Source organism: Streptomyces albofaciens JCM 4342 (genome assembly GCF_008634025.1).
In the GTDB taxonomy this organism is placed as follows: domain Bacteria; phylum Actinomycetota; class Actinomycetes; order Streptomycetales; family Streptomycetaceae; genus Streptomyces; species Streptomyces albofaciens.
In genome coordinates, this window is sequence record NZ_PDCM01000001.1 from 4,253,165 (window position 1) to 4,277,799 (window position 24,635).

18 protein-coding genes are annotated in these 24,635 nt (G+C 74.6%); 8 read left to right on the forward strand and 10 right to left on the reverse strand.

The genetic code is table 11. The annotated features are described in order from the left end of the window. Nucleotides 1–2: 2 nt before the first annotated feature. Together CP973_RS18930 and CP973_RS18935 are read left to right on the forward strand one after the other, a co-directional pair. Nucleotides 3–5,657, forward strand: a complete 5,655-nt coding sequence (locus tag CP973_RS18930) for a condensation domain-containing protein (RefSeq protein WP_150242242.1) — start codon at nt 3–5, stop codon at nt 5,655–5,657. Continuing rightward, nucleotides 5,654–6,652 (forward strand): 3-oxoacyl-ACP synthase, encoded by a 999-nt coding sequence (locus CP973_RS18935; RefSeq protein WP_167538369.1) that lies wholly within the window; start codon nt 5,654–5,656, stop codon nt 6,650–6,652. Before CP973_RS18930 ends, CP973_RS18935 begins: the two co-directional genes overlap by 4 nt. Before the next feature lie 9 nt (nt 6,653–6,661). Here the strand turns inward: CP973_RS18935 and CP973_RS18940 are convergent, their stop codons facing one another. From CP973_RS18940 to CP973_RS18960, 5 genes are all read right to left on the reverse strand, one after another. After that, complete coding sequence (locus tag CP973_RS18940; RefSeq protein WP_150242244.1) at nt 6,662–7,612, reverse strand: GAF and ANTAR domain-containing protein; 951 nt, start codon at nt 7,610–7,612, stop codon at nt 6,662–6,664. Nucleotides 7,613–7,827: 215 nt separating this feature from the next. Then, the gene (locus CP973_RS18945; protein WP_150242246.1) at nt 7,828–8,502 is read right to left on the reverse strand and encodes a hypothetical protein; all 675 of its coding nucleotides are present in this window, start codon (nt 8,500–8,502) and stop codon (nt 7,828–7,830) included. Next, nucleotides 8,499–9,455: a WXG100 family type VII secretion target gene (locus CP973_RS18950; RefSeq protein ID WP_150242247.1), complete on the reverse strand. Its 957-nt coding sequence runs from the start codon at nt 9,453–9,455 to the stop codon at nt 8,499–8,501. The genes CP973_RS18945 and CP973_RS18950 overlap by 4 nt, the downstream gene beginning before the upstream one ends. Next, on the reverse strand, nt 9,455–9,766 hold the full coding sequence (locus tag CP973_RS18955; RefSeq protein ID WP_150242249.1) for a hypothetical protein: 312 nt from the start codon (nt 9,764–9,766) through the stop codon (nt 9,455–9,457). The genes CP973_RS18950 and CP973_RS18955 overlap by 1 nt, the downstream gene beginning before the upstream one ends. A 136-nt stretch (nt 9,767–9,902) precedes the next feature. Continuing rightward, a complete protein-coding gene (locus CP973_RS18960; RefSeq protein WP_150242251.1) occupies nt 9,903–12,701 on the reverse strand; it encodes a helix-turn-helix transcriptional regulator in 2,799 nt (932 codons plus the stop codon). A 193-nt stretch (nt 12,702–12,894) separates the two neighbouring features. On the opposite strand from CP973_RS18960, the gene CP973_RS18965 reads away from it, so the two are divergent. The 6 genes from CP973_RS18965 (at nt 12,895) to shc (ending at nt 19,510) form a co-directional block, all read left to right on the forward strand. Then, nucleotides 12,895–13,653: a hypothetical protein gene (locus CP973_RS18965; RefSeq protein WP_150242253.1), complete on the forward strand. Its 759-nt coding sequence runs from the start codon at nt 12,895–12,897 to the stop codon at nt 13,651–13,653. 21 nt (nt 13,654–13,674) lie between these two features. After that, entirely contained in the window at nt 13,675–16,152 is a 2,478-nt protein-coding gene (locus tag CP973_RS18970) for a CHAT domain-containing protein (RefSeq protein ID WP_150242255.1), read from the forward strand. Then, on the forward strand, nt 16,149–16,613 hold the full coding sequence (locus CP973_RS18975) for a hypothetical protein (protein WP_150242257.1): 465 nt from the start codon (nt 16,149–16,151) through the stop codon (nt 16,611–16,613). Before CP973_RS18970 ends, CP973_RS18975 begins: the two co-directional genes overlap by 4 nt. 71 nt (nt 16,614–16,684) lie before the next feature. Next, complete coding sequence (locus CP973_RS18980) at nt 16,685–17,056, forward strand: CD225/dispanin family protein (protein WP_150242259.1); 372 nt, start codon at nt 16,685–16,687, stop codon at nt 17,054–17,056. Nucleotides 17,057–17,106: 50 nt separating this feature from the next. Further along, nucleotides 17,107–17,427 carry a DUF2752 domain-containing protein gene (locus CP973_RS18985; protein WP_167538370.1) on the forward strand — a complete coding sequence of 107 codons (321 nt, stop codon included), beginning with the start codon at nt 17,107–17,109 and terminating at the stop codon, nt 17,425–17,427. 91 nt (nt 17,428–17,518) lie between these two features. Next, nucleotides 17,519–19,510, forward strand: a complete 1,992-nt coding sequence (shc, locus tag CP973_RS18990) for a squalene--hopene cyclase (protein WP_150242263.1) — start codon at nt 17,519–17,521, stop codon at nt 19,508–19,510. Here shc and CP973_RS18995 read toward each other — a convergent pair. From CP973_RS18995 to CP973_RS19015, 5 genes are all read right to left on the reverse strand, one after another. Continuing rightward, complete coding sequence (locus CP973_RS18995) at nt 19,507–20,343, reverse strand: hypothetical protein (RefSeq protein ID WP_150242265.1); 837 nt, start codon at nt 20,341–20,343, stop codon at nt 19,507–19,509. The genes shc and CP973_RS18995 overlap by 4 nt on opposite strands. Next, the gene (locus CP973_RS19000) at nt 20,340–20,975 is read right to left on the reverse strand and encodes an ATP-binding cassette domain-containing protein (RefSeq protein WP_244409601.1); all 636 of its coding nucleotides are present in this window, start codon (nt 20,973–20,975) and stop codon (nt 20,340–20,342) included. Before CP973_RS19000 ends, CP973_RS18995 begins: the two co-directional genes overlap by 4 nt. 34 nt (nt 20,976–21,009) lie before the next feature. Then, nucleotides 21,010–21,909 (reverse strand): somaliensene A/B synthase, encoded by a 900-nt coding sequence (gene stsC, locus CP973_RS19005; RefSeq protein ID WP_150242266.1) that lies wholly within the window; start codon nt 21,907–21,909, stop codon nt 21,010–21,012. 82 nt (nt 21,910–21,991) lie between these two features. Then, the gene (locus tag CP973_RS19010) at nt 21,992–23,059 is read right to left on the reverse strand and encodes a polyprenyl synthetase family protein (RefSeq protein WP_150242268.1); all 1,068 of its coding nucleotides are present in this window, start codon (nt 23,057–23,059) and stop codon (nt 21,992–21,994) included. Nucleotides 23,060–23,438: 379 nt separating this feature from the next. Further along, nucleotides 23,439–24,506: a type I phosphomannose isomerase catalytic subunit gene (locus CP973_RS19015; RefSeq protein ID WP_150242269.1), complete on the reverse strand. Its 1,068-nt coding sequence runs from the start codon at nt 24,504–24,506 to the stop codon at nt 23,439–23,441. Between the last annotated feature and the right edge of the window lie 129 nt (nt 24,507–24,635).

The following is a 24,635-nucleotide window of genomic DNA, read 5'->3' on the forward strand; positions in this document are numbered from 1 at the left end:
ACATGAGGACGGGTGACGTCGCGATCATCGGGGCTGCCGGGATCTTTCCCGACGCGGCGGACCTGGAGACGTTCCACGACAATCTGCGCGCGGGCCGCGACAGCGTCGGCGGGCCGGGACGCGCCCGGCTGCACGCCGGCGACGACCCCGGGGAACGCTATCTCGCCATGGGGTATTTGGACCGTATCGACCTCTTCGACCACGAGCTGTTCGGCATCCCGCGGCGCGAGGCCGAACTGATGGACCCCCACCAGCGATTACTGCTCCAACTGACCCACCAGGCCATCGAGTCCGCCGGGTACGCCCCGGCCACGCTGCGCGGCTCGGCCGCCTCGGTGCTGCTCGCCGCCGTGGAAACCGGCCCCGACTGGGTGGCGGCGGAGACCGACCGGGACGTGGTCCAGCTGCTCGGCACCTCCACGGCCGCGCTCGCCGCCCGCCTCAGCTACCTCTTCGACCTCCAGGGGCCCGCCCTGGTGGTGGACACCGCGTGCAGCAGCGCGCTGACCGCGGTGCACCTCGCGGTCCGGCAACTGCGCGACGGTGAAGCGCCGCTGGCCATCGTCGGCGGCATCAACCTGCTGCCCCCGCCGGTCAGGAAGGCCGACTGGACGCCGCTGCCGGGGCTGGAGTCGAGCGACGAGCGGTGCCGCCCGTTCGACGCCGACGCCAACGGCATGACCGCGGGGGAGGGCGGCGGCATCGTCGTCCTGAAGCCGCTGTCCCGGGCGCTCGCCGACGGCGACAACGTGCTGGCCGTCCTCAAGGGCGTCGCCGTCAACCACAACGGCTACCGCGCCGCCACCATGGCCGCGCCGAGCCAGGCGGCGCAGGCCGCCGTGCTGGCCGAGGCCTGGCGGGACGGCGAAGTCGGTGCGGAGACCATCGGCTACGTCGAATGCCACGGCTCGGGCACCCCGCTCGGCGACGTGGTCGAGGTGGACGCGCTGCGCCGGGCGTTCACCGCCGCGGGCGTGACCGCCCCGCAGTGCGCGATCGGCTCGGTCAAGGCCAACATCGGGCACCTCGGCAACGCGGCGGCCATCGCCGGACTGTTCAAGGTCATGGCCGCGCTGCGGTACGGCGTCCACTACCCGGCCGTCAACTTCACCGCCCCCAACCCGCTGATCGACTTCACCGGCCCGGTGTACGTGAACGACGCGCCGCGCCCCTGGCCGGACGCGCCGTCCGGCCGCCGCGCCGGGCTGAGCAGCTGGGGCATGACCGGCACCAACGTGCACGCCGTACTGGAACAGGCACCCGCCCCCGCCCCGCACGAGACCACCGCGCCGGACACCGAACTGGTCACCGTCTCGGCCCGCTCGGCCGCCGCCCTGGACCGCTACCGCACCCGGCTGGCCGCCTTCGCCGAGCGCACCGGCCAGCCCCTGCGGGCCGTCGCGCACGCACTCAACCGGGGCCGCGACGACCACCCGTACCGGCTGGCGGTGACCGCCACGACGACCGGCGAACTGGCCGCACGGCTGCGCGCGGCCGCCGTCCCCGAGGCACCCGCCCCCGACGCGCCGCGGCCGGTCCTGCTGTTCTCCGGGGACGCGCTCCTGGACGACGCGGCCTGGGCGCGGCTGTGCGCGGACTTCCCCGTACCGGTCGGCTGCGCGGAACTCGACGCCACGACCCCCGACCCGGCGGGCCGCACCGTCGTGCGGCAGTACGCCCTCCACCGCGTGGCCGAGTCGCTGGGGCTCACGGACGCCGCCCTGATCGGCTCCGGGACCGGCAACCTGACCGTCCGCGTCGCACGGGGCAGGCTCACGCTCGCCGAAGCGGTCGCCGAGGCCGCCGCGCGGCGGCCGGACCCGGCACCCGACCGGGCGCGGCTGGAGCCGGTGGCGGCGGGGCTGGCCCGCGACGGAGCGCTGCTCGTGGCGCTCGCCGGCGGGGGCGTCCTCGCACGCGAGACCGGCGCCCTCGTCCCGGACCTGCCCGTCGTGGACCTCGCCGGGGACGGCTCCCGCGCCGAGGTCCTGGCACGCCTCGGCCGCCTCTACACCCTGGGCGCCGCCCTCGACTGGGAGCGCCACTACCGCGGCACCGCCATCCGGCGCATCGAGGCACCGACGTACCCCTTCGAGCCGACCCGCTGCCCGTTCGGCCGCCCCCGCACCGAGCCGGCCGCCCCGTCCCGCCCCGCCGGGACCGCCCCGGCGGCGCCGTCCGGCCTCGCCGAGACCGAACGGCGCGTCGCCGCGGTGTGGGCGGACCTGCTCGACCGACCCGACGCCGGGCCCGACTCCGACTACTTCATGCTCGGCGGCACCTCCCTCGTCGGCGTCGGGCTGCTGCGCCGCCTCCAGCAGGACTTCGGCGTACCGGTGACCTTCGCCGACCTGTACGCCCACCCCACGGTCCGCGCCCTCGCCGGACGGCTGCACGAACTCACCGCCGAGGCGCGCGGGAACGGCGCGCCCGCGGCGGTGCCGGACGACCGGCCGATCCCCCGGATCGGACGCGGCGGCCCGCTGCCGCTGTCCTTCGGCCAGGAACCCCTGTGGTACCTCGACCAGGTCAACCCGGGCAGCCCGCTCTACAACGTTCCCGCGCCCCTGCACCTGACCGGCCCGCTGGACACGGACGCCCTCCAGGACGCGCTGGCCGACATGGCCGCCCGGCACGAGGTGCTGCGCAGCGTCTTCCTGACCGACGACGACAGCGCGCCGTACGTGGCGTTCACCGCGCCCGAACCGCTGCTCGCCGTCCTGGACGTGAGCCGGATGCCCGAGGAGCAACGCGGCCCGCGGGTCCGTACCCTCATCCGGGACGCCGTCGCGCAGCCCTTCGACCTCACCCGCGACACCCTGCTGCGGGTACTGCTGATCAAGCGGGCCGCCGCGGACCACGTCCTCGTCCTGACCTTCCACCACACCGTCTTCGACGGCGGCTCCACCGCGCTGTTCACCCGCGACCTCGCCGAGTTCTACCGGGCCCGCAGCACCGGCACCGAGGCCCGGCTGCCCGAACTGCCCGTGCAGTACCAGGACTACGCCGCCTGGCAGCGCTCCCTGCCCGCCGGACCGCGCTGGCGGCGCAGCCTGGACTTCTGGCGCGCGGAGCTGGCCGGTCTCGACCGCCCCGAACTGCCGCTGGACCGCCCGCGCCCGGACGTCCAGTCGTACGACGGCGAAGTGCTCCCCTTCCTCATCGACGCCGAAAACGCCGAACGGGTACGGGAGTACAGCCGCCGGCACGGGGTCACCACCTTCGTCACCATGCTCGCCGTGCTCGACGCGCTGGTGCACCTGTGGTCCGGGCACCGCGACATCGTCATCGGCGTCGCCACCTCCGGGCGCGTCCACCCCGACCTCCAGGACGTCCTCGGCTACTTCAACAACCTCCCGCCGTTCCGCACCGACACCACCGCGGACCTGACCTTCGACGAGCTGGTAAGGCGGTGCGCGGGCACCGTCGCGGGCGTCCTGGACCACGAGGAGATCCCGGTCGCCCAGATCGTCTCGGCGGCCGGCGCCCGGCGCGACCTCGCCCGGCACCCGCTGTACGACGTGACGTACACCTACCAGAACGTGCCGCAGTACGAAGGCGGCCTGGCCGGTGTGGAGATCTCCCGGTACGCGGACACCGACGTCGGCGGGGTGGTGCCGGGCACCGCGAAGTTCGACCTGTCCTTCGGCATCGTGGACGCCGGCACCGGGCCGATGATCGGCGAACTCGACTACGCGACGGCCCTCTTCGACCGGGCCACCGCGGACCGCCTCGTACGGTGGTTCCCCGAGCTGGTCGCGGCGGCGATGGCGGAGCCGGGGAGGACGCTGGGGGAGCTGGAGCCGGAAGGGGCGACGGGGGAGGCGCGGGCCGAGGCGCACGCGGTGTGCCCGGCGCCCGAGCCCGCTCCCGTACCGTCGTCCGCCCCGGAGCCGTCCCGTGCCACCGAACCCCCGGGGGACACCGAGGCGGTCCTGCGGAAGCTGTTCGGCGACCTGGTGGGCGGGACCACGGTCCGGCCCGACGACGACTTCTTCACCATCGGCGGGGATTCGGTCATGTCCATCCAGCTCGTGGCCCGCGCCCGCCGCGCCGGAGTGATGATCTCGCAGCGCGACGTCTTCGAGCACCGGACGGCCGCCGCGATCGCGGCGGTGGCCACGGCCGCGGCCGCGCCACCGCGCACCGAGGCGGACGGCGGGGCGGACCGGCGCATTCCGCTCACGCCGGTGATGCGGGAATTCGCCGGACGGGCGGGCATGCCGGGGCTGTTCGCGCAGACCGCGACCCTGGCCGTCCCCGCCGGAACGGACCCCGCCGTACTGGCCGCCGCTTTCCGGGCAGTGCGGGACCACCACGCGATGCTGCGGGCCCGGCTCGTGGGCGAGGCGGGCACCGACCCGGCCACCTGGGCGCTGACGGTGCCGGAAGCCGAAGCGGACGGCGCGGACGGTGCGGCCGCCCCGGTCCGCCGGGTGGACGCGGCGGAGCTCGGCCCGCGGGAGCTGGCCGCTCTCCTGGAAAAGGAGAGCCGGGCCGCGGCCGGGCGCCTCGATCCCCGCGCGGGCAGCACCGCGCAGCTGGTGCTGCTGGACCGGGGGACGGCCGAGGAGGGCCGGCTGCTGCTCGCCGTTCACCACCTCGTGGTCGACGTGCTGTCCTGGAAGGCCGTGCTGCACGATCTGGAGGCGGCGTACGAAGCCCTGGCCGCCGGTGAACCCGTGAGCCTCCCGCCCGTACCGACCTCCTTCGGACAGTGGGCGCGGACCCTGGCGTCGCTGGCGCGAACCGCGCAGTGGCAGGACGAACTACCCGCCTGGGAAAGCATTATGGCGCCTGGTGAGCCACTGCTCGGCGGCCGGGCCCTGGATGCCGCGCGCGACACGGTCACGCACGCCGGACACGTCTCCGTATCGCTGCCGGCCCCGGTGACCGCCGCGCTGCTCACCACCGTCCCGGCGGCCTTCTACTCCGGAACCGGGGACCTCCTGCTGGCCACCCTGGCCGCGGCGGTGGCCGCCTGGCGGACGGCGCGCGGCCAGGGCACCGGGCCGGTGCTGGTCGACGTGGAGGGCCACGGCCGCGAACCGCTCGGCGAGGACATGGACCTGTCCCGCACGGTGGGCTGGTTCACCTGCGTCTACCCCGTACGGCTGGACCCCGGCACGGCCGACCTGGCCGAGGTGCGGGCCGGCGGGCCCGCGGCGGGACACCTCGTCAAACGGATCAAGGAACAGCTCGGTGCCGTCCCCGGCAACGGCCTGGGCCACGGAGCCCTGCGCTACTTCGCCCCCGGCACCGGCAGCGCACTGGCCGGGCTGCCCGCCCCGTTGATCGGCTTCAACTACCTGGGCGGACTCCTCGGCGCGGGAACCGCCCCGGACGGCGGCTGGCGGCTGCTCGGACTGGGCGGCGAGATCGCGGAGCACACCGCCCTCGGCCACGCCCTGGAGACGTCCGGCACGGTCGTCGACGGGCCGGACGGGCCCGAACTGCACCTCGCCGTCACGGGCTCGCGCGACCTCGTGGACGAGAGCGCGGCCCGCGAACTGTGCCAGGACTGGGCCGCCCTGCTGACCGGGCTCGCGGCGTACGCCGACCGGCCCGGCGCGGGCGGGCACGTACCGTCCGACTTCCCGCTCGTCGCGCTGAGCCAGCGGCAGATCGAGCAACTGGAAGCGGGGATCGGGGAATGAGCGTCGCGCTGCGCACCACGGCCACCCACCTGCCGGGCCGGACCGCCCTGGCAGACCTGCCGGAGCTGGCCGAACTGGACGCCGCCGAACGGGCCGCGTGCCTGTCCCTCGGCATCGACCAGGTGGCCGTCGGCCCGGACCTGTCGGCGGTGGACCTGGCGGCCCGTGCCGGGCGGCAGGCGCTCGCCACGGCGGGGCTGGACCCGGCCGGGCTGGACGGCCTGATCCTGATCGAGCCCCGGGCGCCGGAGGCGTTCTCCACCTCCGAGGCGACCCGGCTGCAACGGCTCCTCGGCGCCGGCCGGGCGTGGGCGTTCTCGGTGGGCGGCCTGGGCTGCGCCTCGGTGGTACCCGCCCTGCTCGCCGCCGCCGGACGGCTCGCCACCGATCCGGCCGCGGCGCACATCCTGGTCGCCCACGGCAGCAAACCGGTCACCGCGCGCCGCTACCGGCACCCGGTGACCGTCAACGGCGACAGCGGCCAGGCCGTCCTGGTCTCCCGGGACGGGCCGCTGCGCGTCCGCGACATCCTGCTGGAGACCAGCGGCACCTACTGGGACCTCTTCCACGTCGACTACCGGGGCCGGGCACCGGACCAGTGGCGCGAGGAATGCACCGACGTCCCCACGTACGCGTTCCGGCTCGCGGTGGAGTCCAGGAAGCGGATCGCGGCGCTGACCGGCCGGCTGCTGGAGCGCAACGGCCTGGACCGGGACGCGGTCTCCTGTTACGTCGGGCAGAACCTGTCCACCGCCGCGCACCGCATCGTCGCCGAGTCACTGGACGCCCGGCTCTCCGACGCGTGCGCCGACAACCTGCGCCGCAACGGCCACCTCGGCCCCAACGACGCCCTGTTCAACCTCACCACCGCCCTGGACCGCGGGGAGCTGCCCGAAGGCGGGCTGGCCGTCGTCCTCAACATGAGCCCGGCGGCGGCGTGGAGCGCGATGCTCGTCGAACACGGGGCGGGGGAGGGCGGGACCGTCTGCCTCTGAAGGGGCCGTTCAGTCTGTCGGCCGCCGCGGCGGCCGCGCCCGCAGCGCCGTACCGCGCCGGTGCAGATCCTCCAGGGCGTTCAGCAGGATGGTGCGCTGGTGCCATTCGAGCCAGCGGCCGGCCTGGGCGGCCACTCCCTCCAGGGCGGTGGCCTGGGCCCGGGTGAGTTCCTGGTTCTCCCGGGGGAGGTGGAGCGAGAACACGCCGACGGTCCGGCCGGTGGCCGAGAGCATCGGGATGCTGTGCGCGGTGCGGCTGCCCACCGACAGGATCATCTCCCGGGCCGGTTCGCCGACCACCGGATCGGTGGCGATGTCGGAGACGACGCGGACCTGGCGCCGGGCGGCGAGGAAGCAGGGCGTGCCCTCCTCGACCAAGGCGAAGAAGTCCAGGAATTCCTCACTGAGCCCGTAGTGGTGCTCCATCCTCAGCCCCACCGCCGGCTCCATCGTCTGCAGGTCGCCCATCGACGCGTCGGTGAGCGACAGCGCCTGGTGCAGCACCTGCTTCAGTACGGTGCTGCGGTTGACCTTGTCCGGCCGGTGGCCGGGCAGGAACCGCAGCGCCGGCGGGGTCCGGCCGGAACGGCCCGGAAACCACAGGCCCCGCTCCTCATCGGGCCGGGGCACGGACACCACGGCGGACGCCAGGGAGCGCAGCTTCATGTTGTGCTGTTGTGAACAGCGCTTCATCAGCTCGAACGCGCTCTCCGCGTCCGGCAGCCGGTAGCGCTCCTGGAGCATGCCCTGCGCCTGGGATATCAGCGGATGCGCGACCAGCTTGCCCCGCAGGTCGCGCACCTCGCGGCGCAGCCGGTCCAGCTCCGCCTGCCGGTCGTCGTCCGGGCTGCCGTCCGGGCCGCCCTCCCGGCTGCCGTCCGGGCCGCCGTTCGCGCTGGGCGCTACGGCGGCCGCGTCCGGCACGTACGCTGAGGACGGCGGGTCCTCCGGCTCCTGCATGGCTTCTTCTCCCGGGTAGGGTCCGTTACCGGGGCGCCGGGAGCGGACAGTGGGCGACGGCCACCGGCGGCCCGGAAGGCGCCTCGACTTGCGAACCTAACCCATTCGGCGGTGGCGTCCCGCACGGCGCGGGCGTTCCGGAGCCGTTGTGGCATGCGCCACCCGGTCCTCCGGCAGCGCGCCGGGCCGCGCCCTCGCCGGGCGGGCCCCGCAGCTCAGGGCCTGGGATCGGTGTGGCGCAGCCGGTGCGGGAACGCCTCCACGAGCGTCCCCCAGCCGCCGAGGGGGAAGAACACCGTCACCCACGACCCGTCGGCGAAGCCGATCTCGTGGGTGCCGTGCCGTACGTCCTTGCGGTCCCGCAGCCAGGTGATGTCCCGGCGGGCGACGCCGTAGGCGGGCTCGGCGGCGCCCGCCACCTTCTTGCCGTCCGGGGCGAGCTGTACGCGCACCACCCGCAGGGCGTCCCCCGTGAGCAGCAGCACCGACAGGTACTTCTCCTCCGTACGCGGGCGCAGCGCCGCCGCCAGCCGCCCGGCGGCGCTCTCCCAGCCGCCGTGCCACTGCGCGCCGCGGTCCTCGCCCCGCCGGTCCCAGGCGTCCAGCGCCGCGTTGAAGGGGTTGATCCGGTCCAGCGCCAAGTCGATCCGCTCCGCGCCGTTCAGCAGCCGGTCGGTGGCCCGGGGCCGGAGGCCGAAGGCGTCCACCCGGTACGGCTTCGGCGGCTGCGGCACCCGTTCGCCCGGCTCGACGGTGTGCCCGTCCACCACCGTCTCGCCGGGCGGCAGCAGCGCCGCCGCCCGCGCCTTGGCCGCGCGCAGGAGCGCGTGCCGGTCGGGCGGCGTCACCCATGCCTTGATCCCGGACCAGAGCGCCTCGCCGATCCTCATCCGAACGCCTCCCGCACGGACTTCCCGGCCTGGTCGGGATGTTGGCCCATGCGCTCGTCGAAGCTCTGCGACGGCGGGCGCCTGCCGTACTCGTACGCCTCTTCCGCGAGCCCCGGGCCGTTCTCCGCGACGGAGCCCGTCACGGCACCGCCGATGTCGACACCGAGCACGCCCTTGGCCACCTTCTTTCCCTGTTTCCACGCCATGTACTGGGCCAGGTCGGACATCTCGGGCCGTTCGCCGCGCAGGAGATTCCCGGCGATCCGCTTCCGCGCGCCCTTCCACTCCTTGATCTTCGCCCGGTCCAGACCGCGCAGGTAACGGCGCAGCCGGGAGAGTTTGGCCAGGGCCTGTGTCCGGCGGGCGAGGTCGGCGAGCTTGTCGGCCAGCTTCGCCGCGATACGGGTCGCCTTGGCCGCCCGGTACGCCACGTTCGCCGCGCCCGCGAGCGGACCGATGGCCGCCGCCGCGCCCGCCGTGAGCACCGACAGGATCGCGGTGGTCGCGGCGGTGACCATCAGCGCCTCGACGATCTCCACCAGCAGGTCCGTCATCGCCTGCTCGGCGATGACGCAGGCCGCCGCCGCCATCTCCAGCAGCTCGGCGACGGTGTCCATGTCGTCGGCCTCGCCGAGCAGCGCCTGCTCGAAATCGGTCATGGTCGTGCTGAAGCCCTGGGCCGCCTCGCTCTCCCACACCCGCTCGACCGACTTGCGCTCGGCGACCAGGTCCGCCACCACGTCCCGCAGGTCGCGGGCCGCGTCGCGCCATTCCCGGGCGGTCTTCTCCAGCAGCTCGCTGTCACCGGTGACCCAGTCGAACCAGTCGTCGGCGCCGCACTGCTTGAGGATGCCCTTGATGACCTCGTCGAGGGTGGCGGCGAGGGGGTTGCTCCAGTCCAGGACGTAGTTGACGCGGTCGAGCGCGCTGCCCGCGGCCTGCCCGACGCCCATCAGGCGCCGCCCCCGAAGCCGCGCGCCGTCTCGTCCTCGTTGGCGTCGTAGTTCTCCGCGGACCCGCGCACCGCCTCGGCGACGGTGCGCAGCATGGCCGCGCTGTCCTCCAGGTCCGTACCGGACCGGTCCTTCTGGTCGATGTAGTCGGCGCGCAGACTGTTGGCCTCCGGCAGCTGTCCGAAGGTGCCGTCCGACAGATCCAGCGCGGCCGTACGACTGCGGATCTTCGCGATCCGGTCGGCCGCGCTCTCGGCGGCGCGCGCGTAGGCGCGCAGCGCGTCGCTCTCGACGTTGGTGCCCTGGCTCATGAGACCCCCGTTGCCATTCCTTTGCCGACGCATGACACACGAGCCCGTGGCGTACGTCAATTCCGGCCCTGGTCAGCGGGGGTGTTGGCCCCTTTTTCGGTGGATGTGGGAATGGTCGCGGCCCCGGCCTCCGGTGTCAGTCGACCGGTTCCGCGGACGCCATCAGCCGCGCCAGTTCGGTCCGCGAGCGGACGCCCAGTTTGCGGTAGACGCGGGTGAGATGGGCCTCGACCGTCTTGCGGGAGACGAACAGGGAGACGGCCGCCTCGGTGTTGTTCAGGCCGCGCGCCACCGCGCGCGCCACCTGGAACTCCTGCGGCGTCAGCTGCCGCAGGGCGCCGTCGCGGGCGGCCGGAGCCGTCAGCGGGGCGCCGGTGGCCGCCAGTTCGCCGGCGGTCCGGCGGGCCCACGGCACGGCGCCCAGGCTCTCGAAGCGCGCCAGCGCCGAGGTGAGCGGGGCGCGGGCGGCCGCGGGGTGGCGGTAGCGGCGCAGCAGCTCCGCCTCGCACAGCAGCGTACGGGCCTGTTCGAACGGGTCCCGGGCGCGCTGGTGCGCGGTGAGCGCGGCGGCGAACGCGGCCCGCGCCGCCTCGTACGACTCGGCCAGCAGGCCCCGGCAGCGCGCGGCGGCCGCCTCCGGGGCGGCCAGCCCGGTGGCCCGCGCGCGCTCCTCCAGCCAGTCGGTGACCTCCGCGGCGCGCGTGGCGTCGCCCGCCCGCAACTGTGCCTCCGCGAGGTCGGCGGCGCACGGCACCACCAGCGGATTGCCCACCTCTTGCGCGGTAACCAGCGCGAAACTCTGCTCCAACTGGTCGGCCGCGGCGCAGTGGTCGCCGTGCGCGAGGGCCGCCAGGCCCAGTGCGGCGGTCAGGTGCATCTCCAGGCAGCCGATGCCGTACCCGCCGATCTCCCGCCGTGCCCGGCTCACCTGCTCCTCGCACCGCACCCGGTCGCCGCGCAGCGCTTCCAGCCGCGCCAGACAGGCCAGGCTGTAGCCGACGCAGGAGATCTGGCCCAGCTCCTCCGACCAGTGCAGCGCCTCGGTGGCATCGCCGTACCCGGCAGTCCAGTGGCCGACGCGGGCCTCCAGATCGCTGCGCACGGCCAGGGTGAACGGCAGTACGCCGGGAGCGCTGTGCCGCCGGGCCGACTCGACGGCGGAGTTGAGCAGGCGGCGGCTGCGGTCGCGGTCCTCGACCCAGTTCCACGCCTGCCCGGCCAGCGCGTACAGCTGCTGATTGCGTACCGGATCACCCGTGCAGTGGCCGTCGGCCGCGTCCAGCATGGCCGTGCCCCGGTCGGTCTGCCCGGCCAGCGTCAGCGCGGACCCCAGCAGCGCCATGCTCAGCCAGCGGTCCGGGCCCGACTCCGAGGCCAGCCGGAACGAGTCCTCGGCCGTGCGCACCGCCGAGGCCACCCGGCCGTCCATGCTGGCGGGCACCACCGCCTCCGCGAGCAGGACGCACGCCCGTACGGCATCGGTGCGGCGGATGTTGCGCGCCGCCTCGACGAGCAGTTCATAGGCGCGGGCGGGCTCGCCGTTCCAGGTGTGGATACGGCCCAGCAGCAGTTCGATGTCGGCGCGCACGGTGGGCTCCGCGGTCGTGCGCAGGGCCTCCTCGCACCACTGCGAGCTGGACGCCGAACCGCCCAGGAAGGCGTCGGATGCGGCCCGGTGCAGCAGGCCGGCGCGGGCCGCCCGGTCCCCGGTGAGTTCCGCGGCGCGCCGCCAGGCGAGCGCGGACTCCTCGAACGCGCTGCGCCGGCGGGCCTCCTCCGCCGCCTCGGACAGGGCGGCGGCGGCCCGCTCGTCCGGGCCGGTGGCGGCGGACGCCCGGTACCAGGCGTGCAGCGGGCCGCGGGTGACCTCCGCGAGGGCGCCGAACGCGGCGAGCCGGTGCGCCAGCGGGGCCCGCCCGAGGACCAGCGGGCGCAGCACGGGGTGGCGGAAGTCCAGCCCGTCACCGGTCGCCGTCACCAGCCCGTCCTCCTCGGCCGGGCACAGCGCCTCCAGCGACAGACCGAGCACGGCGAGGGCCTCGCACAGCCCGGACAGCTCCGTCGACCGGTGCGCGGCGAGCACGGTCAGCGCCTGCCGGGTGGCCTCCGGCAGCGCGCGGATACGGGCCGACCAGGCCCGCTCCAGGTGCCGGCCGAGCGACGGCGGGTTGTGCATCGGCTGCTCGCCGCGCCGCTGTTCGGGGGTCAGGGAGCGGGCGGCTTCCAGGAGGGCGAGCGGGTTGCCGCCGCTGATCCTGACCAGCTCCGCCTCCACCGCCGGCGCGGCCACGACGCCGTGCTGCCGCAGCAGCTGACCGCACTCGCTCCGCGACAGCCCGGTGACCTCGACGGACGGCAGGCTGTACGGCACGCCCGGCTCGCCGTGGTCCTCCCGCGAGGTGAACGCGAGGGCGACCCGCTCGCCCGCCACCCGCCGCGCGATGAACAGCAGCACCCGCTGCGAGGACGGGTCCACCCACTGGAGGTCGTCGACGAGGACGGCCACCGGCCGCCTCTCGCCGAGCGCGGCCAGCACGTTCAGCGCGCCCATGCAGGCCGCGTACGGATTGGCCAGCGGCTCGCCCGAGAGGGCCAGACATGATTCCAGCGCCGCGCGCTGCACCCCGGGGAGTTCCCTGAATTCCGCATCAAACGGGAGCAACAGGTCGGCGAGGGCCGCGAACGGCAGGACCGTCTCGGACTCGATGCCGCGCGCCCACAGCGCGGCGTCCCCGGCCTGCTCGGCCGCGTACTCCAGCAGCGCCGTCTTGCCCACCCCGGGCTCACCCCACAGCAGCAGCGCCGCGCCCCCGTCCGCCCCCGCCGCCAGGAGGTCGTCGATCAGACGGCGCTCGCGCCCGCGGCCCACGAGGCCCGGGCCCGCCGGGCGGGCGGGCCGGGACCAGCCGGAAGGAGTCCGTTGTCTGCCGTCCATGTCGCCCCCCGGGCGCTCGCAGATGCCGTATGCGGCTCGTAGTCGGCGCCGGGACCATCATGCCCCCCGCCACAGCAGCCCTGAAGGGTCCGCGCATATGTGGGGAGGTCCCCGAAGCAGGGGAGGGACGGCGGGAGTTGAATGGCGGCACGCGCGGACGGAGAACGCGGACGGCGAACTCGGGGGGCAGGTCATGACAGGCTCCGCAGAACCCGGTCACCGGCTGGATTCGGTCGAGATCAAGGTCACGTTCTCCGACGCGCGGGCGGAGGTGGCCGCCAAGGCTCTGGCACCGGACGACGGGGGCGTCTGGTGCCAGGTCTTCTTCTGCGAGGGCCCCCGCCACCGGCCGGACGAACTGCCGCTGCTGGAGGCCGGGCTGATCCTGCGCCTGCGCACACGCGAGGACGACGAGGGCGACTCCACGGTCAAGCTCCGGCCCTGCCGCCGGGCCCGGGTCCCCCGCCACTGGCTCGACTTCCACCGGAACGGCGACGACGAACTCCGCCTGGAGAGCGACTGGTCGGGCGAGCGCCAGGTGCTCTCGGCCGCGCTGACCCGTACCCGCGACCGCCGCACCATCGACGCGGTGACCGGCGGGCGGCGGCCGCTGCGCACCGCCTTCTCCCACGCCCAGGAGCGCTTCCTGGCCGACTGCGCGGACCTGCCCGTCGACTTCCGCGAGCTGACCGTGTACGGGCCGGTGCGCGCCGAACGCTGGCGCGGCGTCCGCCGCCGGCACCACGAACTGACCGTCGAGCGCTGGTCGCTGACCTCGCGCGGCGGACCGCCGCTCGCCTGGCTGGAGGTCTCCGAGCGGGTGGAGCCGGCGGGCGCGGAGGTGGTCCGGGCGTCGCTGCTGGCCCTGCTGCGCCACCTGGACCTGCAGCCGGACCTCGCCCAGCAGACCAAGACCCGGCGCGTCCTGGAGGCGCTGACGAGAGACGCGTGATCGCACGCGGGAGGTAGCGGTATGGGGGGACTGCCGTTCCGCCTGGACGTCTTCGAGGTCCGGGACGAGTGGGTGATCATGTGTACGTCGCCGCTCGGCCGGGCCAGCGCCAAGGTGCGCCCGCCCTACGGGCCGGACGAGCTGCGGCTGATGCTCTCCGAGGTCCGGACGGCCCTGATCCGGTCCGCCAGCCCGGTCATCACCCGCCGCGCCTCCCTGGTCGAGAAAAGCGTCCGGGACTTCGGCGAACGGCTCTCCGACACCGTGCTGACCGGTGACATCCGGCTGCTCTTCGACCGCTGCCGGGAACACGCCGGACGGCAGGGCGAACCGCTGCGCGTCGTGCTGGGCCTGGACGGCCCGCAGGTCTCCGGCATCCCCTGGGAGTTCGCGATCGACCCGTACGCGCGCGACAGCTACCTCGGCCTGCGGGTGCCGGTCGTCCGCTCCCCGCAGCTGATGGGCGCCCCCGCGCCGGTGTGCGTCACCCCGCCGCTGCGCGTCCTCGGCGTGATCTCCCGGCCCACCGACCTGCCCACGCTCCAGAGCGAGCGCGAACGCGACGAGATCACCCAGGCGCTCCAGCGGCTGAGCACCGATGTGGCCGTGGACTGGCTGCACGGCGACAGCTGGCGGGAACTGGCCGAGGCGGTCCGCACCCGCGCCCCGCACGTGCTGCACTTCGTCGGCCACGGCGGCTTCGACACCGAGACCGGGTCCGGGTACCTGGAACTGTCCGCCGAGGACGGCACCGCGATGCACGTCTCCGGCACGGACCTGGGCCGCCTGATGCACGACAGCCCCCAGCTGCGGCTGGTCGTGCTGAACGCCTGCGAATCGGCGACCAGCGGCGCCGAGGGCGTCTTCAGCAGCACCGCCGCGAAGATCATGCGGGAAGGGGTGCCGGCGGTGGTCGCGATGCAGTACGAGATCACCGACCCGGCCGCGCTCGCCTTCGCGCCCTCCTTCTACACCGGCATGGCCCGGGGGCTGCCGGTCGACCGGGCGATGACACTGGCGCGCGAGAGCGTGAAGATGACGCTGCCCGGCAGCCTGGAGTGGGCGACGCCGGTGCTGTTCCTGCGGTCCGACGAGACTCAGCTGTTCGTCGTGCCGGAGCAGCCGGAGCAGCCGGAGGAGCCGGGGCAGACCAGGCAGTCGAGGCAGCCCGGTCAGGGGGCGGAGGCGGCCGGAACGCCCGGCCCGGCCGGGCAGACGGCGCCGTCCGGCGCGGGGGAGCGGACCGTCCCGCCGTCCGCCACGACCGGCGACCTGGGGAGCCTGGCGTCCGGACGGACCGTGCCCCGACGGGCGCCCGGCCCCGGCTCGCCACCGGACCGGCCGGCCGCGCAGCCCCCGCCGTACCAGCCCCCGCCGGCCACCGAACAGCCCTGGGCGGCCGGTGTACGGGAGAAGTTCGCCCGCTACATCCGCGCCCGGCCGGACACCCCGCGCCCCGGACCCGCACCCGGCGCGTCCGCCGCCCCGGCCGACCGCACCGTCCCGCCGCAGCCCACCGCACCACCCGCGACCGCGGCCCCGTCCGCCGCCTCCACCGCGCCGCCCTCGTACCCACCACCGGTGTTCACCTCGCGCTCCGCCGGACGCCCCCGCACGCCCGGACTGCTGCCAGGTCTCGGCCCGTGCTCCCAGGCCGCCCTCGGCCCGCGCGGCCTGCTCGCCGCCGCCTGCCTGGACGGCTCGCTGCGGGTCTTCCGGCTGGACCCGCCGCAACTGCTGGCGGAGTGCGCCGCCCGGCAGCACGGCCCGGTCCTGCGCCTGGCCTGGAGTCCCTGGCCCCGCAACCTCGCCACCCTCCACGAGAGCGGCACCACCGTCGTCTGGGACATCGAGACGGAAGTCCCCGTACGGACCCTGCCGGGGCGCGCCGGACAGACCGGCGCGCTGGCCTTCAGCGGCGACGGGCGCTGGCTCGCCACCGCGGGCGGCGACCGCGTCCAGGTGCACGACGCGAACGGCCGCACCGTGCGCAGCCTGCCGGTGGCCCCGGCGCCGCTGGTGCCCTGCCTGGCCTTCGGGCCGGGCGACCGGCACCTGCTGGCCGGCACCGCCGACGGCGCCGTACGACGGCTCGACGTCCACGGGCGCACCACCGCGCAATGGCCCCACCCGCAGCCCGTCTGCGCCATCGCCGCGTGCGCCGACCGGCTCGCCACCGGCAGCCCCGACGGCCGGGTCCGCGCCTGGGCCTGGAGCGGGCGGCTGCTGCACCGGGTCCACCAGGGCGGCGCCGTACGGGAATTGGCGTTCGCACCGGACGGCGCGGTGCTCGCCGCCGCGAGCGACGACGGCGTCCTCGTCCGCTGGGACCGCGACGGCACGCCGCGGCAGCGCGCCGAGCTGGCCGGGCGCCCGGTGGGCGTCGCCTGCACCGGCCGGGACGGCGCGGTGCTCACCGCGACCGACGACGGCGTCGTGGAGATCCACCCGGGCACCACCGTCCCCACCGGGCCGGACCACCCCGAAGAGGCCCCATGACCGACATCGAGATCTTCTGGCCCGCGGCCTACCCGCTCGACGCGGTGCACGCCACCGACGACCTGCTGCGCGAGGCCGGCGTCCAGGCCACCTACCGGCGCGCGCCGATGCGCCGAGGCCCGGAGACCTACGCGCTGGTGCTGCTGGCCGGGCACACGCTCCAGCCCTTTCTGCGGGCCGTGTTCGAACGGGTCGGCGAGGACGCGTACACCGGGCTGCGCGGCTTCGTCCGCCGTCTGATCGGCCGCAAGCCCGCCCCGGACGCCCCCGACGGCGTGGTCTTCGAATGCGTCCGCACCCGCGCCCAGTTCGTCTTCACCCACGGCCTGCCGGACGCCGCCTACCGGCAGGCCCTGGCGCTCGATCCGGGCACCGCACCGGGCCGGTGGGCCTGGCAGCACGAGCGGCAGACCTGGATCCGCTTCGAGGAACGCACCGAGACCGCCGGTCCCGCCGGCTGAGCCCCCGTCGGACGTACGGCAGAGGCCACCGGCAGCCCGTACGGCCGAACCGACTGGAGAAGGAGGCCGTCATGGCCTATCCGCAAGGCCCGCCCGGCGAGGACTGGGGCGGCAACACCCCCTGGAACAGCCAGTCCCAGCCGCCGCCCACCGGACCGCCACCGCCGCCGCAGTACGCGCCCGGATACCAGCAGTACGCCAGGCCACCGCAGAACTACCTCGTCCCGGCCATCCTGGTGACCCTGCTGTGCTTCCTGCCCACCGGCATCGCGGCCATCGTCTTCGCCACCCAGGCCAACGCGAAGTTCAACTCGGGCGACTACGCCGGCGCCGAGCAGGCGGCCGGGAAGGCTAAGCTGTGGACGTTCATCAGCCTGGGGGTCGGCCTGTTCGTCCTGCTGATCGTCGTCATCTCCAGCGCGTCGGGGGGAGGCGGCTACTGACCGCGCCCCGCCCCGCCCGGCGCCGGACGGGCACGGCCTGGTCCGGCGCCGTGCTGTTCGCCGCCCTGACCGCGCTGGTGGCCCTCCGCGACCCGGAGGCGCCCGGCCACTACCCCGGCTGCCCGTTCCGCGCCCTCACCGGCCTGTCCTGCCCCGGCTGCGGCACGCTGCGGGCCCTGCGCGCCCTCACCGAGGGCGAGGTGGCCGCGGCCCTGGCCCACAACGCCCTCTTCGTGGCCGCCCTGCCACTGGTCCTGCTCGCCTGGCTGCGCGCGGTACGGGGCCGGCCGCCGGTCCTGACCTCGGTGTGGGCGGGCGTGGCGGCCGTGGCCGTACTGCTTCTCTGGGGCGTGCTGCGCAACTGCGTATGAGCGGGCGAGCGGCCCGGTCCCCGCGTGCGGCAGGCAGGTGAAACCCGCGTGGCGGGTGAGTCTTTTCCTGGCTTGTGGATAGTTCTGTGCCATGACGACGACAGCCGACGACGCGCCACGCGAGAAGAGCCCGTCCCCGGCGGCGGGGAAGGCGGAGGTCGCCTTCGCCTTCCCCCCGGCCGACGCGACGGAGGACGCGGCCCAGCGCGCGGTGCTGCGGGCCACGGACCACTTGCTGGCGCGGCAGCACGGCGAGGGGTGGTGGAAGGAAGTCTTCACCACGGACGTGAGCTACGACGCGCACGACCTGTTCCTGCGGCACCTGCTGGGCGTCCTGGACGAGCGGGTGGCCGCGGCGAGCGGCCGGTGGATCCGCTCACAGCAGAGCCCGGACGGCTCCTGGCCCCTCGTCTTCGACGGGGCCGGCCACCTGGGGACCACCGTCCAGGCGTACGTGGCGCTCCGGCTCGCCGGACACCGCCCGGACGAGGAGCACATGCTCCGGTGCGCGGCATGGGTGCGCGGGCAGGGCGGCGTCGCGGCCGCCCAGCTGGAGCCCCGGGTGTGGCTCGCCATGCTCGGCCTGTGGACCTGGGACGACCTCCCCGAGGTCCCGCCGGAGATCATCGCCCTGCCCACCTGGGCGCCCCTGAACATCCACTCCTTCAGCGCCATCATGCGGGTGGCCCTGGTGGCCCTCGGCATCATCAGCGCCCACCGGCCCGTGCGACCGGTCCCCTTCGGCATCGACGAGCTCCACACCGTGTCCGACGGGACCGACACCCCCGCACGGCCGTCGGCACCGGTCATCAGCTGGGAGGGCGCCTTCCTGCGCACGAACGCCGTGCTGCGCGGGTACCGGAGGATCGCCCCCCGCCCGGTGCGCCGGCTCGCGCTGAACGCGTGTGCCCGCTGGCTGCTCGAACGCCAGGAGGCGGACGGCAGCTGGGGAGCCTGCACACCCATGACCACCTGGGTGCTCGTCGCCCTGCACCTGCACGGCTACCCGTCGGACCACCCGGTGTTCCAGGCCGCCTTCACCTTCCTGGACGACTGCGCCTCCTGGCCCGAGGAGGACGTACGGAGACTCCAGACCGTGCAGAGCCCGGTCTGGGACACCTGCCTGTCCACCACCGCGCTGCTCGACGCCGGCCTGCCCGCCGGCCACCCCGCACTGGTCAAGGCCGCCGACTGGCTCCTCACCCGGCAGTCCGACCGCCCCGGCGACTGGTCCGTACGGCGGCCCCGCCTCGCCCCCGGCGGCTGGGCCTTCGAGTTCCACAACCGGACCTACCCGGACCTCGACGACACCGCCGAAGCGGTCCTCGCGCTGTACCGCGTCGACCACCCCGACCGGGCACACCTCGACGCCGCGCTGGACCGGGCGGCGCGGTGGAGCCTCGGCATGCAGTGCGCGGACGGCGGATGGGGGGCCTTCGACGCGGACAACACCAGCTCACTCCCCGGCAGACTCCCCTTCTTCGACTTCGGCGAGTACTGCGTCGACCCGCCCACCGCCGACGTCACCGCCCACACGGTGGAGATGCTGGCGGCGCTCGGAAGGGACCACGAGCCCGCCACCCGGCGCGCCGTGCGCTGGCTGCTCGACAACCAGGAGGACAGCGGCGCGTGGTTCGGGCGCTGGGGGTCCAACCACGTCTACGGCACCGGCTGCGTCCTCCCGGCCCTCGTCGCCGCGGGGACCCCCCGGGACCACCCCGCCGTCCGGCGCGCCGTCACCTGGCTGACGTCCGTACAGAACGCGGACGGCGGCTGGGGCGAGGACTGGGCGTCGTACGCCGATCCCGCTCTCCACGGCCGCGGCCCCTCCGTCCCGTCGCAGACCGCCTGGGCACTGCTCGCGCTGCTCGCCGCGGGGGAGCGCGACGGCGCCGCGGTGCGGTCCGGGGTGCGCTGGCTGACCGAACGGCAGACGGACGACGGCACCTGGGAGGAACGGCAGTTCACCGGCACGCTCGTGCCCCGGGCCGTGGCCGTCCACTACGACGGCTACCGGCACGTCTTCCCCCTCATGGCGCTGGGCCGCTACGCCCAGCGCCGGGGCCCGGGGGACCGCCGCTAGCGAGGCTGCCTGGCGGCCTCCGGCGGGCCGGTCGCGGCCACCGGTGCGGAAACCCCGGCGGCCGCGGCGGCGTCGACCGCACAGTGCGAGCGGGTGCGCAGGTGGAAGACGAGCAGGGCCAGCGCACTGGTCGCGGCGGCCCAGCCCAGGGACAGCAGGGCATGCGGCCAGGGAGCGCGGGAGGTGAACGCCGCGGCCAGCGCCAGCTGGTTCGCGCCGTACAGCGGGAGCACGCCCAGGCCGGACAGATCGACCACGTTGAAGACCGGGTTCTGTACGCCGGTGTCGACCAGGCTGAGCATGATGACGAGGAAGAAGCCCTCCAGCTCGCCGCGGACCAGCGAGCCCAGCAGCAGACCGATGCCGCCGTACGCGAGGCCGGCGCCGAAGACCCCGAGGGCCAGGGCGCCCACCTGCCGGACGGGCACCGAGGCCCACAGCACGGCCGTGGTGTACAGGGCCAGGAGCAAGGCGATGAGGGCGACGGCGGAGACCTTCGCCAGCAGCATCGGCAGACGCGGGTAACCGGCCAGCAGCAGCCGGCGGTCCATCTCCCCGGACTTGAACGTCTCCATGAACATGACGAACCCGGTGACCAGGGTGACGGCGGCCAGGCCGTTGACGACCTGGCTGACCTGGCTCGCCGGGGGGACGGCCTCGGTACCGAGGGAGTCGAGGGAGAAGCGCACCGGCCGGTCCGAGGCGCACAGCCGCGCCACGGCGATCCACAGGGGGATGAACACGACCGCCAGGAGCAGAGCCATGCGATTGCGCAGCCGGCCGAGCAGCGTGCAGCGCAGCATCTCGGTGAACGCCGCCGGACGCGGCCTCATCGGACGCGCTCCTCGACGTCCAGGCGGCCCTCCCGCAGGTGGCCGACCGCGTCGAAGTGGTGCAGGTCGTGCAGCAGGTGCGAGACCACGACGATCGACCGGCCCGCGTCGCGCAGGCGGACGGCCAGCGCCCAGAAGCGCTGGTGGGTGTCCCAGTCGAAGCCCTGGTACGGCTCGTCGAGCACCAGCAGCTGCGGGTCGTGCATCAGTGCGAGCAGCAGGTTCAGCTTCTGCCGCGTCCCGCCGCTCAGTTCGCCGGGCCGCAGGCGCTCGCAGCCGGCGAACGCCAGCAGGTCCATCAGCTCGTGGGCCCGCGCCAGGTCCGGCAGCCGGTAGGCCACCTGGAACAGCCGCAGATGCTGCAGGACGGTGAACGAGTCGTTCAGTACGGCGCTTTGCGGGCAGTACCCCACCGCCCCGGCGCGCACCACCGTGCCCGTGTCGGGCGTCAGCTCCCCCACCGCGATGCGCAGCAGCGTGCTCTTGCCCGAACCGTTCTCGCCGACGACACCGACCAGCGCCCCCGACGGCACGTCCAGGTCGGCACCGCGCAGCACCTGCCTGCGGCCGTACGCCTTCCACACGCCCCTGAGCCGCAGCCGCGACTGCCGCTCGGTCCCCTCTCCTGGCACGTCCGGCCCTTTCGTTCTGCGCAGTGTGCGGATGTCAGCGAAGCGTGTAGATGGAGGCGGCAAGGGCGAAGGTGTACCACTGTTCCACCAGGCGATAGCTGCGCTGGTCGGATTCCGGGCCGCGCAGCAGCCAGACCCGGGCCGCCAGCACCAGGCTCAGAGCGCACAGGAGGACATCGGTGGCGACGAACCACCAGCGCGGGCCGGCGGGCGCCATCAGGAAGGAGTGGATGAAGACGGGGCCGACGGCGAAGCCGGCGCACAGAAAGCCCCGGGTGGGCAGCTCGCCGAAGACCAGGGGCATCGTGGAGCGGTGGACCAGCCGGTCACCGTGCATGTCGCGCAGGTCCTGGACGGACATCAGGAAGGTCACCGTGATCGTCAGCGTCCAGATCCAGCGCCAGGCGTCCGGCGTGGGCACGGTGACCATCTCCCACGCGGCCGCCAGCTGGGCGATGACGCCGATCCCGGCGTAGAGGTTCCTGCCCAGCCAGTGCCGTCCCCAACCGTACTCGTGTTGCAGCAGGGACAGGATCTGCCACATCAGCGCCCACTTCAGGACGCCCAGGCAGTAGCCGTACACGGGGAAGGCGATCCGTACGACGGCCAGGCGCAGCCGGGCGCCCCGGATGGTGGCCTCGCCGGTGACCAGCGGCCGGAAGGGCTTGTTGTGGCGGTCCTCCTCGACGCCGACGAGCTGGTTGGCCAGGGTGTGCTCGTAGATGAACAGCCAGAAGTACACCGCCCCCAGCACCACGGTGACCGCGGCCTCGCGCGGGGCCAGCCGCGCGTGGACGGCCGCCGCCGTGACGAAGCAGGTGCCGGGGAAGACCGTGGTCCAGCGGTCGACGCGGATGAACAGCCAGCTCAGGCGGATCTCCCGCCAGACGGTCAGCAGTACCGCCGTGGGGGCGCTCGTCGTGGGCGTCGTCATGGGGCGGCTCCGTACTGGTCGGACGGTGGTTCCGGGCCCGCGCGGCCCGGTGCCGGCCGGTCGGCGGGACGGGACCGCCGTGTCATGCCGTTCGATGGACGGCCGCTTCGGCGACGGCCTTGAGCGTGGCGACCGCCGCGGGGGTGAAGGGCGCCGTGTCCAGGGCGTGCAGGGCCTGCTGGTACCGCTTGTCGATCATCCGCTCCACCGCGGCCCGGGCCCCGGTGCTCGTGAGGATGTCGCGGACCTCCGCGGCCTCCTGCTCGCCCAGCTGGGGATCGCCGATCACCGCGCGCAGCCGCTTGGCCTGGGCGGGCGTGGCGACCCGCAGGGCGCGGACGATGAGGCTGGTGCACTTGCCCTCGCGCAGGTCGTCCAGGCGCGACTTGCCCATCCGGTCCGGGTCGCCGAACACCCCGAGCACGTCGTCCCGGAGCTGGAACGCCTCGCCGAGCGGCACACCGTAGGCGCTGCAGGCGTCCATGAGCCGCTGGTCGGCGCCGGCCAGGGCGGCCCCGACCTGCAAGGGCCGTTCGATGGTGTACTTGGCCGTCTTGTAGCGGACGACGGTCAGCGCGGTCTCCATGCTCACGTCGAGGTCGCCGGTGGTCAGCAGGTCCAGGTGCTGGCCGGCGATCAGCTCGGCCCGCGCGAGGTCGACGACGCGCAGGACGGCGACGCGGTGGGCGTCGGGCATGACCGTGGTGTGCAGCAGCTCGTCGGACCAGACGAGGGCCAGATCGCCCACCAGGATGGCGCCACTGGTGCCGAATCGTTCGGCCATCTCCGGCAGGGGGTGGCGCTCGGCCAGCCTCCGGTGGACCGAGGGGCGTCCGCGGCGGCTGTCGGCCGCGTCCATGATGTCGTCGTGCACGAGGGCGCAGGCGTGCGCCAGCTCGATGGAGGCGGCCAGCCGTACGGCCTGCGCGGGGTCCCCGTCCCCGCCCGCGGCCCGCCACCCGGCCACGCACAGCAGCGGCCGGACCCGTTTTCCGCCCTCGATGAAGTCCCGCAGCAGCAGGACCAGCGCCGACTGGCCGGGCACCGCGGCGCTCTGCGCCCGTTCCGTCAGGAAGGCGCACAGCAGGTCGTCGATGGCCGCGCGGGGGGCGAAGAAGTCGGATTCGACCGGGAGCGTCTCAGTACGCATCGGCAAGGCGCGTCACAAGTCCGGGAACCGGCGCGGACGCCCGCCCGGCGAGGAAGCGGGCCACCGGGGGCCGGGGTGGCCGCATACGCTTGTCGTTCATGCATCCCATCCTTCGGTCGTCACCGGCCCGTGCGTCCGCACGGAACGGGGCCTAATTGGTGTACACCGGAGCCCGCGACAAATTCCCCGCATGGGGATCTTTTACCTATTTGCCGTAATCACCTAGAAGATCAACTTCTTGACGGACAGGCGGACAGGCGGACAGGCGGACAGGCGGACCAGCGGACGGGCGGTCGGCGAGGTGCCGTGCGGACGGTGGTGCGGGCCGGTTACTGGGCGAAGGCGGCCGTGGCGGCCGGGCCGGCCGAGCGGCCACCCGCTACCCCAGTCCCTCGCCGAGCGCGGCGATCGCCTCGGGGGAGTGCCCCGCCGCGAGCAGCGGGGCGCGGACATCGCGCTCCAGGTCGGGGAGGTAGCCGAGGAGCACGTCGGCGGGGCCGTGGATGCGGACGCCGGAGGCCGTGGCGGCGGGCAGCAGGAGCGTCTCGGCCGGTCCGAGGCACTCCCGTACCGCCCCGCAGGTCACCGCCGTAGCGGCGCCGATGTTGCTGAGCACCACGCACGTGTCGAACGCCGGCACCGCGGACCCCGGCGCCCGGACCCGCCAGTTCTCCAGCGCGAAGTACGGCCCGGCACACAGCATCCGCCGCGCCACACCGTCCTCCGCGGGCAGCCGCAGCCCCGGATGGAAGTCCGGCCGGTGCTCCGGCCGCCACTCGCACAGCAGCGCCTCGATGTTGGCCCGCCACTGCCCGTCGCCGATCGGGGCCCCGTCCTCCATGCGGTGGCGCATCGCGTGCTGCTGGAGGTCGGAGGTCTGCTCGATCTCGTACACGAGGGTGCCGGGCCCGAAGCTGTGCGGCGTGCCGCCCGGTACGTACAGGGTCTGCCCGGCGCGTACCGGCAGGCGCCGCAGCACCGCGTCGAAATCCTGGCGGAGCAGCGCCTGGCGCAGCCGGTCGTGGTCCACACCGGGCCGTACGCCGGCCAGCGCGGTGGTGCCGGGCGGGGCGTGCAGGATGTGCCAGGCCTCCGTCTTGCCGTTCGGCTCGCCCGCCCGCTCGCGGGCCGCCGTGTCGTCGGGGTGCAGATGCACCGGCAGCGGCCGGTGGGCGTCGATGAACTTGGTCAGCAGCGGGAACCGGGGCCCGCGCCAGCCCCGGCCGACCAGCTCGTCCGGATGGCCCAGGGCCAGCTCGCGCAGCGTGTGCCCGGCCAGTGCCCCGTTCAGGACATGGGCGTGCTCGCCCTCGACATCGCTGATCTCCCACGTCTCCGCCACCGGCCCGTCGGGCAGCCCGGTCCGGCCGAGCCGCCCGGGAATGGCCCGGCCGCCGAAGACGTGCTGCTTGACCGGGGTGGTCAGCCGCATCGGGTACCAGTTCACGGTCCGAGTACACCCCGGCTCCCGCCGCGCCCGCCGCATTACTCCGCGCCCTGGCGTGCCCCGCGCCCGGCCGCGGCCGGCCCGTACGGCAGCGGTGCGGAACCCCGTACGGGATCCGAACGGAATCCG